The organism is Sphingorhabdus sp. SMR4y (assembly GCF_002218195.1).
In the GTDB taxonomy this organism is placed as follows: domain Bacteria; phylum Pseudomonadota; class Alphaproteobacteria; order Sphingomonadales; family Sphingomonadaceae; genus Parasphingorhabdus.
Genome location: NZ_CP022336.1, coordinates 1,777,809 through 1,792,512 on the forward strand (window position 1 = coordinate 1,777,809; position 14,704 = coordinate 1,792,512).

The window sequence follows — 14,704 nt, forward strand, 5'->3', positions numbered from 1 at the left end:
TGTTGTGATTGTGCGCGAGTTCTTACGTCCCCGCTTCTGGTTCTATGGCCTATTGGGCTGGTGGTTTGCCCCGACTATCGGCTTCATTTTGAGCGGCGGCGCGACCTGGTGACGCCGATAGCGAGTTATTCAAGAACGATTGAACAGACTTGATGTCATTGGCGATTACCGGCTCTGCCGAAGCAATGGCTGACAGCCGCTTGGCATACTGCTTTTGCGCAGCGGGATTAGCAGGCATTTTAGCAAGCCAATTGGCGAATTTAGGCGATGCCAACAGCTTGCCGAGCGCAAACTGACCGCCTGCTATCGTTCCCGCCATAAACGGGCTGATAAGAAGCCCTGCCGTGCCTGAAATAGCCGCTTGAACGCCCACCGAACGCGCCGTGTTGCTGGTGTTTAGCAGCCGGTCCGCGTCCTTACTTTCCTTGGCGATCTTCGCCAGATCATCAAGCGCCTTCCGGCTTTCGCCTGTGAACACAAGTGATTTAGCTTTGCTGGACATTTTGTTGTAGTCGGTCAAAAACTTGCCCAGCGAGAAATCAGCGTCATTCGCGTTCGCAGCCGTAGGACGGCCAAGGCGCTGGATGACGGTAGCCCGAATATTGCGGGCCTCCGCCTTGGGAAGTGCCTGCATCAAGCGGCGCAAATTCTCCGCGTTGCCGGTTTCCCTATTGGCCATGCGCTCAAAGGCGCTAACAATGTTTTCGCCGCTTTTCTGGCTGTTCTTGCCAAGCAGCGGCTCCAGAACCTCATCGATTGTCTCAACCCGCTTGCGCCAGAATGCGTCCGCCGTCTTGAAGGCTCGGGCCGCGCCCTCTTTCCCTGCCTTGGTCAGTCCATCGACTATATCTTCCGATGCAGCGTCCATTACCATTTTATAACGGCGGTTGGTGTCGCTTCCACGCAGTCCCTTGAAATCAGCCTCTTCCCTCAAGCGAGTCCGTGAAGCGCGAACGCCTGCAACGTCGAACGTCCCCTTAGCCATGTTCTTGCGAAGGGTTTTAAATTCCTTGAGCAAGGCGCCGCCCCCATCAACGGTTCCCTCCAGTTCCTTGATATGGTCGTCCAAGACGGAAATTGCCTTTGGCAGCGGCACTTGAGTATCTCCAGCCAACTTGTTTGCGCGAGTGTATAGCCGACCGCCAACCTCTCCGGTCTTTTTGGAATAAATATTGGCAGCGGATCGCAGCAATTCGCCTGCATCCTCTTTGTCCAAAGCATCGCCGACAGATCGCGCCGCCCTGTTGCGGACAGCCGATGTTTGCGCGGCTTGCTTTTCAACGCCCTTGGTAATGGGAATGTCAGAAACGAACCCCTGTCGAGCGCCTGCGGTCAAGGCCCGCGTCCCCTGCCCGCCTGTCTGGGCCGGCATAAGGTCAACGCCCTGCCTCTGGGCTGCTTGTGCAACAGGAGCGAGGGTTTTTGGCTGTGCGGCCCGTAGAAGCGCGTTCGTGCCTGCAAAGGAGCCAACGCCGCCCGCGAGGCTCGCGCCTGCCTGCGCCAACTCACCGCCGCCCGCTTGCCGTGTCAGATCCCCTGCCGCGCCCGATGCTGCACCCGCAACGCCCTGCTGGATAGGCTGCTGTGACAATGCGCCGACAACAGCATTTCCAGCCATACCAGCGCCCCGAGCAAGGCCCGTAGCCGCGCCAGCGCCGGTCAAGACCGATGCACCGCCCTTATTGATAGCGCTGGCCAGCGGAGAGGCGTTGTCAGGCGCGCCCGTTGCTTCGCGGAAGGTTTGCCCCAGATCGGTGGAAAGGTTGGTTCCTAGAGCCGCGTTAATGCCTGTGTTGAGCGGATTGCCGATAAGCCCGAGCGTATCGCCCACGCCTTCCGCAATGTCGCCAACACCCGCATGGAACTGGTCGAACAAGGCGTCCGCATCATTAACAGCAGCGGTCGGCGTCTGGCCGGTCTTGCCGAAGTGTGCGAGAATTTCGTCTGCGTTCTGGACATCAAGCCCGTAAGTCCCGCGAATATATCCGCGCAGCTCGTCTGGGGATAAGTCCGGATTGGATTGGATGAAAGCGCCGACAGCCTTTACATCGTCGTCGTTCAGGCCGCTAGGCGATGGAGTTTCTGTGCCTTCATCTACGCCGCCAGCCCTCTCCAGCATACCGACATAGAACTCTCTAGCATCCTGTAAATTAGCGAGAAATGCTTCTTGCGATAGGTTCGGATTCAAGTTTGCGACCTTCGCCTTCAAAAGATCGAGTTCGCGCTCGGTTATTTGGCCAAGTGCGCCACCCGTAGGCGATGCATCACGCATAGCTTGAAGCGACGTGAACGCCGAGTTTGCATCAATGGTTTTCAGATTTTCCGCGAGGTCGAAGCCTGCCGTGCCTTCCGGCAAAAACTGGCGGGAAAGAGCGCCGGACGTGCCTGTCTCAAACCAACCGTCATTGTCTTTTGCGTCAAGGCCTATTTCGTCAATTTTCCTGATAACAGCCTGTAAATCTCGCACCGCCGCCTGCTGTGCGGTGCCACTCTTCTTCCCAGAAGCCGCCTCTGCTTTAAGCCTCGCAACTTCCGCGTCTGCCTCGGCTTTAACCGCCCCTGCTGCCGCCGAACGCAATTCATAAGGCGACTTAGACAGGTCTGCCTCTTTTTGACTGTTCGACAACACATCGCTACGCGCTTCGGCGGGGCGCTGCGGAGCCAGTGGCTTGGGGGGCGTCCGGTATATCGTCGGCGCGGGCGCGGACTGCTGGACAGGAACCCAATTAGACCCGTCCCACTGGACCTTTTCACCTGTCTGCGGATTAGTGGCTGTTTGCATTAGCGCGGCTCCATGTGGACGTGATCGCCCTCGTTAATTACTTCTAAATGCGGGTTTTGCTGGCGAAGTATCTCAGCATAGCGCGCCATCGACATTCCTGGGGGCGGCACACTGTCTCTTGCCAAGGCCCTGCCGTCCGACCCCTTGCGGGTGTGGTAGCTGTTTGCAACGCCGCCAACCGCCCTATTCCGCTCCGGCGTTCTGTAGCTGCTTGTAATGCGCTCGCCTTCAATGCCTTTAGGGGCGAAATCACTACTGCGGCCCTCACGTTCCAGCTCTCTGGCGTGGCGATTGTGCAACTCTTCCGCAAACGCAGTTGCTTCTTCCGGAGTTGCAAACGTCCCGAAGTTGGCCCCCGTCCTTTCGTAGTGTTGGATAGCCTCTTCGTCACTGACCACCCTGCCTTTTAGAACCGTGGGAATCACAACTTCGCCACCATCTACCCCGATAGAAATGGTGCGAACGGTTGAAATACTACCATCGCCATTCTTGACGCGGTATTTTATCCCAAGTGGCAAATTGCCCTCAATAGTCGGCTTGGGGAAAGCTACCCGGCGCGGACGCCGGACCTCCCTCATCAATCACAAAGCCTGGAGGCGGTGGCGCTGCTGGCTGTGGCTGCTGGCCATTCAATGCCTGCAATACAGTCTCTCCAGCGGCGTTCTTAGCGTAGGCTTGGGCGTCGGCGGGCACATAGCCTATGGACGGCTCGTTTTGCTCCAGAAGGGCCTTAATTTCGCCCGCTTGGGCTATAATAGCCTCCCGCTCGGCGAAGCGACCGATATACTGCTGATAAGCTGGGTCTGATTGAGTCATTTGGCCTACAATCGCGTCCCATTTTTGCGGCGTGTCCGCCCACAGTGCGGCCTGTGCGACAGAACTAACCGCATCCTTCGCCTGCTTCCGCTCCTCGCCCTGCAATTGCATGTATAGGTCTGGATCGAAATAGGCGACCTGACCGCGAGCATCGGCGTTGCCGGTTAAAGCATCGCCCACCGTCTTTGCCTGTTGCTGTTGTGCCCGCTGCTGGTTGATCTGCATCAGCAATTGCGGGTTGTATTTTGCCAGCGCGTTAACGTCCGCCTGCGGGTCTTGCGCCAGTGCAGTCAGCGCGTTTTGTGTTTCAGACTGCGCCCGCTGCTGCTTACCATACTGGAAAGCCTGCATAAACGATCCGCCGACATCAACCGGCTGCATAATTCCGAAATTTGCATTAACTGGCATCTTCTAACTCCCGCAACCTCGCTTCGATCTGCTCGACATTCTTCTTGTAACCTGGCTGGTGACGGCGAGCGGCCAACTTAGCCTTCAAGCGGTCATATTCGGCCTGCTGTTCTTCCGTCATCCGAAGCTGGTTCCAAGGAAGTTACCGATACCGCTTGCAATTCCGCCATACATATTGGCGTTTGCCTGCCCCTTGGCGAGCGCCGCATTGGCTGCCACAGTTGCCGCTGAATTGTTGTTAGCCGTGACATTATTGACATAGTTCTGGCCGACGCCCGCAATCGCCGAAGCACCCGCAAGGCCTACATTCTGCTGGTTGCCGAGCTGCGCCAGGTAATTGCCGAACTCATCGCTTGCGATGTTCTGGTTAAATCGCGCAAAATCCTTCATTGCAGCACCCGACCGCAGCGCCCCGTTGGCCGCGTATCCTGTATTGAGGGCGTTATTCCCCTCGTTTACGCGGAATTGATAGCCGGTGGAGTTCTGGTAGTTCTGGAAGGCGTTTTCATAATCTGCCTGCGGGTCTGATTGTGCCGTCTGCGTTGTGTTAACCGCTGTCTGCTGCTGCGCCGCACTGGACGGCCAGTAGCCATTGTATATCGGCGAGTCATTGAAGCTGGGAGGCCCAAAATCATCACGCGGGTTGCCCAGGCCACTATAGCCGGGGTTGAACGTCTGCGTTCCTGTGTTAGGGATCGTCGCCGCCGCTGGCCCGCCCTGCTCCTGCGGGACGCCCAAGCCAAGCAAGGCGTTGATTGCGTTACCCGCATCATTGCCGCGTTGGGCATAGGGGTTGAGAACCTGATAGTTCTGGTTGTAAATATCGCGGGTTAGTGCGTTGTTCGCGTCCGCCGTATCCTGCGCTGTCTGTGAAGCCTGATTAGCCGCCTTCTTTTGCGCGTTCGACGAAACTACCGCGCCGCCCACTGTGGCAGCCGCCGCGACGCCTGCAATTGCTACTGCTGGTGGCATTTCAATACTCCCATTTGTAAAGATCATAGACAACCGGCCCTTGGCCTATGTCGATTGTCTGCTGGCCGCATGGCTTGAAACCGGCCTTCATTGTAAAATAGCGCAGCGCCGGATTATCGACCCGCGCCCACAGCATATCGGCATGGTCGGCCATGTAATTCCGTGCAGCCATGCCAAAATCGAAGCCCCATTTCCCCCTGCCCTCCGGCAGCAGATAGACATGGACCTCGAAAACCCTTGGCGCGGTCCAGATAAAGGCCAGCCCGCCATGTTCTGCGTCCAGAAAGACATTCTGTCGGTCATTGACTAACGGCGTGAAATCGAGCGGTTGGCCTATGTCTCCGCCGCAAGTCGGCCTGATTGTTTCGTGATTGACCAGATAGTTGACCCTATCCGCATCAAAGGTGCGCTTCACTGTGAAGCCAGTTCCGAAGGTGGGCGGACATAACCTGGCGGCGAAACACCGCCGCCTGTCGATGGTGGCTCGCCAGCAGTGGGGATAGTGATCCCGCCGACAATATGCGTTGCGCCGGCCTGCGTCACATCTTCGGTCGTTGCTTCATAAGAAACCGCGCCGCCTTCCCATGCCGCGTCCTGATATTTTACCCTGTAAAAGACGCCCTCTGACAGGCCGCTGATCGATCCGCCGTCAACATCGACGATATTATCCTCTGAATACCATCTTTGATGCGCTGCGATGGTTATCACACCGTCACTGGTTGCCGTTAGATTGCCGTCCACAGGGACCGTGTAGCTATTCGACAATGTGGTTGATGTAACAACGTCCTGCGTGGCCTGCGCTGCCGCTGTGGCCGTGTCTTGTGCCGCCTGCGCTGCCGCAAAGGCCCTTTCTAGCGCCGCGATCTGTAACGCCTGCTGGTTAAAGGCGTCCTCTATTGATTCTGCCTTACGCTGCTCATTCACAACATAATCAAGATTGGCATAGCCCAGATTATTGGTGATCGGGACAGCCCTTGTCAGGCGCGGGATGCGAACCGTCTTTGATGTCAGCCCCGAACTAAGGTTAGGCCCCATTGTGACCGACCCGCCGTGCCATTGCTGCGATGCAGCGGTATAGCCAAGGCGAACCGGCGTTACCGAAATATCACCGCCAGCCCATTCTAGCTGGGCTGGTGTAATCGTGATGCTAGGCATTGGTCAGGAACGTGCCCGCCGTCAGAACGAATGTGTTACCATCGGTCAGCGTATAGCCCGCGCCATAGTCAAGAAACCCTATCAGTTCGTCGCTGCCCGCTGTATCGTTGTAAAGCACGATATAACGGAACTCGGCAAAGCTGCCGCCGCTCGCAGTGAATGTTGCAGAGTCCAGAGCAAGGGAATATGTCCCGCCTGTCTGCGCGCTTGATGATACGGTTACGGCAATTCCCCCCGCCGTATAGCCGTTGCCCGCTGAAATCTCGGTCAAATCCGCCTTTACTGTGTTCGACAGGCTTGGCGCGACATTCGTTAGCATGAATTTAAGGGAATCCGCTCCCAAATCATGCACACCCTCGGCCACAGCCTCCTTGAAGCTGTTAAAAATCTGAACGGTTGGCATTATCGGCCTCCTATTGGCGCGTTGGCCTGGACATTCGAGAAGCGGACGCTAACCGGGTCGGAAACACGGAACTGGAAAAGCGCGCCGGGATCAGCGAACATACCAAGCGCCCGCCATTCAACCCGCTGGCTGTAATCACCTTGCTCACCAAGGCTTTCTAGCTCCCATTCTTCCCACGTGTTGCCAGCATCATCACTGTAGCGCATTTCAATCTGCGGGTCCGCATAGTCGCCCGCCAGATAGTCGGTCGTGCCGACTTCCGCAGACAATCTAAGGTTGAATATCTGCGCTGGGCCTTCCAGAACCGCGCCCGCTGTGAAAAGTCGCTCCATTGGGCCGCTATTGTCCAAATAGCCGCTAAACGCCCACACTGTCCCTGTCTCGTCGTCGCCCATGCCGGGACCTACCCGCCAGTTTGTGCGTCCATAAGACTTGAACTCGCACCATTCCCTTGTTGTGATGTCATAGGCCATGGTTTTATTGTCCAGGCGCAGGCAAACGAACTTGTGCCGCTCGTCAGATACCAAAAACAGCCGATGCGTTGCGCTGGCCTGCGATGCCTCAACAATAGCGTCATCCGATATAGCTTCGGGAACCTCGCCGTTGCGATACAGGATCAAGTCCGACCCGAGAAAATAGAAGCTGTTATCGACCACAACAACGCAGCCGGTCTTTGCAACTCCCTGCTCGAACTCCCGCTGTTGTATCTGGGAAAATGGCAAGTCCTGATTGCCAGTGGCAGCCCAGAACTCGATAGAGTTGATCCCGCCCAAAACAAGGATTCCGTCCAATACACAAATATCGAGCAGATAATCCGGCTCGCTCTCCGCTGTGGCGAAGTCCAGCCCCTCCCAAGTGCGACCATCCAGCACGTTCGAGAAATACCATTGGCCGGTTTCAGCCCGCAAAGCGATGAAATAACCAGCAGTATGCACAACCGCCGTAACGTCTGCGCTATCGGGAAAGCTGACAGCTACAAAATCCGTTCCGTCATAACTGTAAAGCGACGAACCGGCTGTAACCAGTATCTCCAAGTCACTAGCAGCGATAGACACTGTGCCAGTGCCGTCAATTGTCCCAAGAAGCGTTGCGCCGCGATAGAACCCAGAACCGGAGACAGCGAACCTGTCACCACCAAAAACGCCCTCACGCTGGAATACAGCCTTGATAGGGCCGCTTCCATGGGTGCTATCCGATACTATGCCCTTCCGGCTCTGCAATATCGTCGGATCGCCAGCCTTGCCCTTTTCGACAAACAAGTTGACCAAATCGAGCGGCGGCAAGTTACCTCGGGACCGCGTGTAGGCCGAACGCCCATAGTCGATCTGCATTAGAAATAATCCGCAGCGGTGGCCGCTGTTGCGTTGCTACCCATCAAAAGGCCCTTGAAGGCCAATCCGCGCCGATAGACGGTCGGTGAAACCTGACCGCCGAACGTATCAACCCAATTGGAGGCAAGATAGCAAGCAAGCCCGTCAGCACCTCGACTTGCAAAGGGTGCGTCCGTGTCCAGCGTTAGGCCGGACAGACTGACCCATCCGTTGTCCCAGACATAATTGGTTTTTCCAGAGTCATAAATGGAAATAACCGCCAAATCTTTAGGCTCGCGTGTCTGTCCATCCTCTTCGATTGCCAGAGGCTTGGTAATCGTGAAGCCGTTTGCGGATATTCGGTCAAACTCCTTGGCGGTATAGTCTGCCTCCGCATAAACATCGTTCAGGCCACCGAGACAGCCCGCGTCAATCAGTTCGTCATAAAGTCCCTGCAATATGAACAGGCCGTTGGTGGCCTCTTTCGCCTTTGGTGTCCGCCCCAGAGCCAATATGCTCGTGCGATACATGGCTTGGGTGATAATATCCCGGCAAGTTGTCATATCATCCCCCTCAAGAGAAAGGGCGGGACCGCTAAGCCCCGCCCTATTTGCTTAGGAAGCGGCAATGCCGACAGTGTTGCCAGCGCCGGTCGTTGCGAAGTAGCCCGTCACAACACCATGGTCCTTCAAGTCTGCGGTATCGCTGGAGCCGGTGCCAAACAGGATTTTGCGAACCCCGTAGATACCGTCAACTGCAACGCCATGCTTGTCGCCATAGTCGAACTCTTCCGTGACAGTCTTCCAGCGTTTCGCGTAAGCGATAGCCAGAGCCTGCGCACCGCAGAGATATACCGGGGTAACCTCGGTGGTGCCGGAAGCGCCCAGGTTGGTGTAGATTGGCAGATTGTCAGTTTCTTTGACAATCACGCCGTTCCACATAATATCGCCGCCCTCGAACAGCTTGCTTGCCTGCATCTGGACAACGGTTTGCGCCAATACTTCCGTATCGAGGCTGTCCCGCAAATCCTTGAAGGCGTGAGGGTTGGCGAACGCGACATAGTAACGCTTGCCGTTGCCGGGATCGCGCATTGGGCGAACCTTCGGGTTGGCAGTCTTCGCTTTCAACACCATGCCGTCCAGCGCGGTAGCGTTGAACTTGTCGGCGGTCGTATCGAGTAGCGCAAAGTCAGCAGAAGCATCGGTATAACCACCAACGCCAGCGCCGAAATATACGCGATCCGCGTTGTCAACCAGCCATGCGTCACGCTGCGCTTCGGTGGAGTCCGTGAAGCTGACGCCATTGATAGACCCAAGGGCCTCAATAACCAGATCGCGGGTGTCTTCCATCGACCAATCGAGCAGAGTAGCCCGAGCAGCCTGCCGAAGCGAAATTGCCGATTTCTGTTCGGACATTTCAGCGATACGGACAGCGTTACGGCGTTTATCAACGTAGATACGCATCGAGCGGGACGACATATCCTCTTCGTTACCTTCGAGCGTTGATGTGCCGGTTACAGGGTTATTGGTCAGGCGATTGACCAGAGCAATGGTAATCGAGTCACCGCTCTTTTTGGTCAGGTCTTCCTTAACCTGAATAACCGAGTTTTCGCTGGTTCCCATGAGAGGCTTGAAACCGCCGTCATGGAGATATTCGGTAAAGAACTTGTCTTCCCACTGTTGGACAACCAAGCCGGTTGCCGGAGTTGTATCCGTCATTTGAAAATTCCTTCTAAGGGCAGCACCGTCATCGCGACGGGGAAACCGATGTTAGCCGAGTAGTTCGCTCAATGGCTTGGGACCGCCCCATTCAGGGCCTTTCCGGTCGCCTACGTTGCGTTCTCCCGACAGGGTTGGCGGGACAGATTGGCGAGTGACCGGCGTTGTTGCCGCCATTTCCGCCATAAGCTCTTCCCGTATCTTTTCTTTCATGCTTGCCAGGTCCGTGGCTCCAAGCTCCTGCATCGTGGCATGGTTCTTGGCGATCTGATATGCCTTTTCCCAAGGGTCAGGGTCATTCAGTGCCTGCTGTCCAAGCGCGGGATTGTCATTCGCCAGCTTGATGAATGTTTCCTTCATCTGGTCGAAATCTTCCTTGTGTTCCCGCCTTGCCAGCATTTCAGACATATCAAGCCGTGAATTAAGCGCGGCCTGACTGGCAATTTTGCTTCCGAATTGTGCCTGCCACTTCTCTTCGTCTTCCCACAGTGATGCGGGATCCTCCGGTGGTGGTGGCGGTGATTGCAGCGCCTTAAGCTGCTCTTCGAGTTCTGATAGCTTGCGCTCCGCTTCCTGGCGGCGCGTCCGCTCGCCTTTTACAGCGGCATGGTCAAAAGGCGGCTCTTCTGCTTCTGGCGCAGGCGACGCGCTCTCTTCTTCGCCCTTGGCAGCGAATTTGCCGGTTTCATCGCGGGGTTGCTCCTCGGCCTTCGGCTCTGGCCCCACGTTCTCCGGCTCGGTGACTTCCGCCACCTCTTCCGCTGGTTCTTTGTTCAGAATATCGTCAATTGTTCCCATGATTTACCTCGACAAACGCCCGATTAACGGCGGCGACCCTTAACGCCCGATACCCCGGCGACGGTTTCCTACGTCATCACGACGTTGAAACTTTTATGCGGCTACTTGAGTGCCGCGAAATCCGAATGAATAAGATCAGCGAGGGCAAGCCATTGTTCGCCCTGCCGTGACCTCACTCCATAACTGCGGTTACGACCATGCAACATGAACGAGGCGTAGCAGCCTGTAGCGTCACCCTCTGGCCGCGTTAGCGTCTTGATCGATATACCGCCCAAATCTGCTATAACCCGCCTTAAAGTAAGCTCCTCATCGGACGGAAGATTGTCCTCTGCGATCTTATCGCTCTCAAGAAATGCCGCCTGACTGGCGTTTGGTGTAAGGCTACTCATCAGGTCTTTGAAAAATTTAATCATGCCGCCAATCCCGCCTGATATGCGTCCAACTCGCCCTTGGCCAAAGCGGCCTGGGCTGTGGCGTCATTCTTGCGGGCCTCGCTCTGCGTCTTCTCGACCTCGGCAACCTGTCCAGCAATCGCGACCTGTTGCATCTGCTGCTGTTCGGGACTTGGCCCCTCTTTCAGCATTTCAAGCAGGCGGTCCTTGTTGCGCAGGCTTGATGCCTCAATCAGAACGTCCGCAGGTATCTGAACCATGCCAGTGCCGGCCAGTTTAAGCATGGATTGGAACTCTTCGGCGGCGATGGTCGGCGTATCGATGCCTTCATCAATGCTAATGTCCACATCCAATTCGGTGACGTTGTTTTCAATCTGGACAACTTGCTGCGAGCGCGGGTCAGAGGCGAATGCCTGCAACTGCTGGACAGCCTCGGGCTGCTCCTGCATCGCCTGCTGCATATTGTCCTTTGTGATGCCCATTTGCTTGGCCATGGCCTTCAATGCCGTGACAGGCTGGTTGACGCCCACAAAGCGCATATTCTGCTCGTTATCGGTGACACGTATCCAGCGTTCACCATCCCAGAACTGCTGCACCCGATACCAAACCGAGCGGTAGACAGCCAGCGACAGGACACGGATGCAATCCAGATAGGTGGCCAATTCAGTCATACCGCCCTGCTGTTGCGCGATAATGGCTCGGCCCGACATATCAGACTCGTTCTTGCCGCCAAGGGCAGCGTTCGGCCCCTGCAAATCAATCTCTGCCTTCGCCTCTTGCAGAAGATTCATGTTGGCCTGCGCCATGTCATTGGTCGGCAGGATTTCGACATCATCCCGCTCACCGACAAATACACCATCTGGCCGAGACAACTCTTTCCGGACCTCGCGTGGCGATGCGGCCACATTAGGCGACACCCGAATCTGGCGCTGGCTTATCAAGTGCAGTGCCTTGGACCGCCGCTTGTTAATCTCGTCTTGCGCGCCGATCATTGTCCGGACTTCGCCGTAACGGTTGTTTTCACGGTCAACGTATAGGCTTACAGCCTTAATCGGGCATTCTGGCTGCCTGTTCTCGCCGAGATACGGGCTTGGCTCTGGTTCGACCACAAAACCGGCCTGCGTGAACATACAAAATATCCAACCATCAGGCGTTTCCTGATAATGCTCACATATCCGAACCCGCTTCCGCTTATGGTCAGCCCACATCTTGTCTTTGGGCTTGTCGTCATAGGTTTCTGTGTCTTTGGCCCGCGCCCAGGTTGTCTCAAGCGCATCTTTCGCATCAGGAAAGCGCGCAATAGCTTTGGCAAGGTCCATCCAGATAACGACGCCCATAAAAGCAGCGTCGGAAAAATCAAATTCACTGGAATGCGGGTCATAGTAGAACCGATCCCACGAGATACGGCGAATATCCGGATCGATGCCGTTGCGGGAGTTCTTCGCGCCCACCATGATTGCGCAAGTGCCCTCAATCGCTAATTCTCTGGCTGCCTGCGAGCGTTTGTCATCCCACCGGCTGTCATCGCACACATAACGCAAAACGTCCGTTGCTGCCTGCGCCGCATCGTCATCATCAGGATTCCGTGGAAATGCCTTCGGGTCCTTGCGGGTCTGCTTTTCAAGGCCAGCCATGGAATTAACCTTGCGCTTTACCCTGTTGTAGACAACCGCTGGCTGCCCTCTCTTCTCCAATACTGTCTTTTCAGCCGCCGTAAGCTGTTTTTCGTCAAAATAGTCGCGGTCACGCTCTGCCAACTTACGGCTATCGCGGGTCACTTCCTCCGCTTCCTCGAACTGCTGGACAAAGGTGGATAATTCTAGAGAGTCTTCCATGATGAACCATCCTCCTCTTTGGCTAGTGCGCGTTCCCACCTGTCACCAGGCGTTGTCCGCTGCTTGCTGACCGTTAAAATCGCGGGATGCGCCTGGTCCATCACCATCCCAATTAAACTTGCTGTATCGACAACATCGTCGTGCTTGCCCGCAGGAAAGACCAAAAACTCGCTAAGATCAGCATCCGGCTCCATGAACACCCTGCCCATGCTTGCCATTGCCTGAAACGCCCGCGCCCTTGTCGGCTTGTCAGCAACACTTGCGATCCACTCGACACGGCAAAACACTTTCCGCTCTCTCATCCGGCGCTTGAGCATTGGTTCGATTGACTTGCGGATAACACCAGACTCACCGAACCAAGCCAGTGGCTTATATTTGGCAATCAGGTTTAGCTTTTCCTCTATCCAGACATCGGCGGTCGTTTGCCCGCGCCATTGGTCAACTCGATACAATGCGCCGCTGCTATCAACGCCCCAGACAGTGTGAACCGTGTAATCGCCCCCGCCGTCCGTCACAGCATAGTCGCTCGTGCCGTAGTAACGCAGCTCGGGAAGCTTCTCCCAAGTTTTGAACCAATCCCGCTGAAAGAACGTCCCCTCGTCCGGCTGCGGCTGCTGCTGATACAGCGCCGACCATTCACGAGGACCGATTGTCGCCTTGATACGCTCCAGAACAGGCAGCGGATACCATTCAGGCCACAAGGCCTCATTCTGCTTACTAATCGCCGGTAGGTCCAAAACCTCCCACTGGTCAGCCTCTGCTTCAAGCAGCCTGCCCGCCAAATCATCTTCATGCCAGCGCGTCTGGATAAGCACCACAGCGCCACCAGGCATAAGCCGGGTGAACAGCGTCGATCTATACCAATCCCAAACCAAATCCCTGCGCCGTTGGCTATCAGCCTCTTCGCGATCCTTTAGTGGGTCATCTATCAGCGCAATGTCCGCGCCTCGGCCCGTTATCGCTGTGCCGACGCCAGCAGCGACATAAGCCCCGCCCTTGTTCGTGTTCATCCGGTTGGCTGCCGCGCTATCCGTTGCCAGTGATACGCCGGTAAATACTTCTGTAAATTCCGGACTGCCGACAATGTTTCGGACGTTCCGGCCAAAGTCGTTTGCAAGATCGCTGTTGTAACTCGCCGCGATAATCTGCCGCTTCGGATTGCGGCCCAAGCACCATGCGGGAAACCGCTTCGACGCCAACTCGCTCTTACCATGCCTCGGTGGCATAAATATCATTAAGCGGTCAATTTCCCCTCGCTCAACCGCCTCCAGCTTGTCAGCAATCAACTCGTGATGCTGTGCAATCTGGTATATTTCGTTGGTGTGCTTAGTGAACTTTAGGAGACTGTCCCTCGCCTGCCGCGCTTTCAAGACGTTCTGCAACGCCTCCATTTCCGCCAGCAAGGAGGGGAGCGAACGAGGCGCTAAGGTCTCTGATCCGCTCGATAAGTTCATCATCCGACATCTCGCTATAAGTGTCCGTTACATTCAGGTTCATTTCCTTTGGAAGAAGGCTGGCAATGACTTTGAGATATTGGTCCGGCTTATCTGCGCGGACAGTCTGGATTACTGCGACGCCATGTTCAGTAAAATCATCGTGCAGCGCCGCAATGAAGGCCTCGCCCAGCTTGTTGCGAGCGCCTTTGGGGCGGCCAGGATTACCAGGCTTAAACCGATGTTCGACGGGCGGGTTTCCCTTCCCGATCTTTCCCGTTTTTTCGGGTGCGCTCATTTAGCTACCCCTCATGGTTATTTCTCTAATGTGAATGTAAATTCGCCGTCACAGGCCATAGGATCGATGAATTCCTGAAATGCAGGCAGGCAGCTTTTCATCTGCCATAAAAGAACCCCACGCTGTTAGAGCAGCATGGGGTTCGAATTTTCTATGGGTCCCCAATCAGGTATAGTTTGTGCGGCGCGTTAGCGCGATTGGAGATGTGTATGTTCGTAGATGAAGAAATTGAATTTGTCAAGGGCAGATTAGGCATAATCGCGCATACCAGGCTGATAGCCCTTATTGTTGTTTCGTCTATGTCGGGGATTGTCACCGGCTTTCACGCATGGCTATCAATCTCCAATAATGCCCCCCACAGCACCGCAGCGCCAATCACCGTGC

Annotated in this window: 16 protein-coding genes; all 16 read right to left on the minus strand. The window is 55.8% G+C overall.

Annotated features, from left to right (window positions below):
• Positions 1-49: 49 nt before the first annotated feature.
• Complete coding sequence (locus tag SPHFLASMR4Y_RS08380; RefSeq protein ID WP_089133128.1) at positions 50-2,782, minus strand: hypothetical protein; 2,733 nt, start codon at positions 2,780-2,782, stop codon at positions 50-52.
• Entirely contained in the window at positions 2,782-3,300 is a 519-nt protein-coding gene (locus SPHFLASMR4Y_RS08385) for a D-Ala-D-Ala carboxypeptidase family metallohydrolase (protein ID WP_089133129.1), read from the minus strand. Before SPHFLASMR4Y_RS08385 ends, SPHFLASMR4Y_RS08380 begins: the two co-directional genes overlap by 1 nt.
• Positions 3,301-3,307: 7 nt before the next feature.
• Complete coding sequence (locus SPHFLASMR4Y_RS08390) at positions 3,308-4,006, minus strand: hypothetical protein (RefSeq protein WP_145955495.1); 699 nt, start codon at positions 4,004-4,006, stop codon at positions 3,308-3,310.
• Positions 3,996-4,127: a hypothetical protein gene (locus SPHFLASMR4Y_RS17330; protein ID WP_260806878.1), complete on the minus strand. Its 132-nt coding sequence runs from the start codon at positions 4,125-4,127 to the stop codon at positions 3,996-3,998. Before SPHFLASMR4Y_RS17330 ends, SPHFLASMR4Y_RS08390 begins: the two co-directional genes overlap by 11 nt.
• Complete coding sequence (locus SPHFLASMR4Y_RS08395) at positions 4,124-5,005, minus strand: hypothetical protein (protein WP_145955496.1); 882 nt, start codon at positions 5,003-5,005, stop codon at positions 4,124-4,126. Before SPHFLASMR4Y_RS08395 ends, SPHFLASMR4Y_RS17330 begins: the two co-directional genes overlap by 4 nt.
• Positions 4,980-5,393 (minus strand): hypothetical protein, encoded by a 414-nt coding sequence (locus SPHFLASMR4Y_RS08400; RefSeq protein ID WP_089133132.1) that lies wholly within the window; start codon positions 5,391-5,393, stop codon positions 4,980-4,982. The genes SPHFLASMR4Y_RS08395 and SPHFLASMR4Y_RS08400 overlap by 26 nt, the downstream gene beginning before the upstream one ends.
• Positions 5,390-6,133: a hypothetical protein gene (locus SPHFLASMR4Y_RS08405; protein WP_145955497.1), complete on the minus strand. Its 744-nt coding sequence runs from the start codon at positions 6,131-6,133 to the stop codon at positions 5,390-5,392. Before SPHFLASMR4Y_RS08405 ends, SPHFLASMR4Y_RS08400 begins: the two co-directional genes overlap by 4 nt.
• A complete protein-coding gene (locus SPHFLASMR4Y_RS08410; RefSeq protein WP_089133134.1) occupies positions 6,126-6,536 on the minus strand; it encodes a hypothetical protein in 411 nt (136 codons plus the stop codon). The genes SPHFLASMR4Y_RS08405 and SPHFLASMR4Y_RS08410 overlap by 8 nt, the downstream gene beginning before the upstream one ends.
• On the minus strand, positions 6,536-7,867 hold the full coding sequence (locus tag SPHFLASMR4Y_RS08415; RefSeq protein WP_089133135.1) for a packaged DNA stabilization protein: 1,332 nt from the start codon (positions 7,865-7,867) through the stop codon (positions 6,536-6,538). The genes SPHFLASMR4Y_RS08410 and SPHFLASMR4Y_RS08415 overlap by 1 nt, the downstream gene beginning before the upstream one ends.
• The gene (locus SPHFLASMR4Y_RS08420; RefSeq protein WP_145955498.1) at positions 7,867-8,409 is read right to left on the minus strand and encodes a hypothetical protein; all 543 of its coding nucleotides are present in this window, start codon (positions 8,407-8,409) and stop codon (positions 7,867-7,869) included. Before SPHFLASMR4Y_RS08420 ends, SPHFLASMR4Y_RS08415 begins: the two co-directional genes overlap by 1 nt.
• A gap of 51 nt (positions 8,410-8,460) precedes the next feature.
• A complete protein-coding gene (locus SPHFLASMR4Y_RS08425) occupies positions 8,461-9,564 on the minus strand; it encodes a N4-gp56 family major capsid protein (RefSeq protein WP_089133137.1) in 1,104 nt (367 codons plus the stop codon).
• Between the two features lie 51 nt (positions 9,565-9,615).
• Positions 9,616-10,362, minus strand: a complete 747-nt coding sequence (locus SPHFLASMR4Y_RS08430; protein WP_089133138.1) for a hypothetical protein — start codon at positions 10,360-10,362, stop codon at positions 9,616-9,618.
• 101 nt (positions 10,363-10,463) lie between these two features.
• Complete coding sequence (locus SPHFLASMR4Y_RS08435; protein WP_089133139.1) at positions 10,464-10,775, minus strand: hypothetical protein; 312 nt, start codon at positions 10,773-10,775, stop codon at positions 10,464-10,466.
• The gene (locus tag SPHFLASMR4Y_RS08440) at positions 10,772-12,589 is read right to left on the minus strand and encodes a hypothetical protein (RefSeq protein WP_089133140.1); all 1,818 of its coding nucleotides are present in this window, start codon (positions 12,587-12,589) and stop codon (positions 10,772-10,774) included. The genes SPHFLASMR4Y_RS08435 and SPHFLASMR4Y_RS08440 overlap by 4 nt, the downstream gene beginning before the upstream one ends.
• On the minus strand, positions 12,574-13,971 hold the full coding sequence (locus tag SPHFLASMR4Y_RS08445) for a terminase large subunit domain-containing protein (RefSeq protein ID WP_186265890.1): 1,398 nt from the start codon (positions 13,969-13,971) through the stop codon (positions 12,574-12,576). Before SPHFLASMR4Y_RS08445 ends, SPHFLASMR4Y_RS08440 begins: the two co-directional genes overlap by 16 nt.
• Entirely contained in the window at positions 13,916-14,320 is a 405-nt protein-coding gene (locus tag SPHFLASMR4Y_RS17110; RefSeq protein ID WP_186265891.1) for a hypothetical protein, read from the minus strand. The genes SPHFLASMR4Y_RS08445 and SPHFLASMR4Y_RS17110 overlap by 56 nt, the downstream gene beginning before the upstream one ends.
• Positions 14,321-14,704 lie beyond the last annotated feature (384 nt).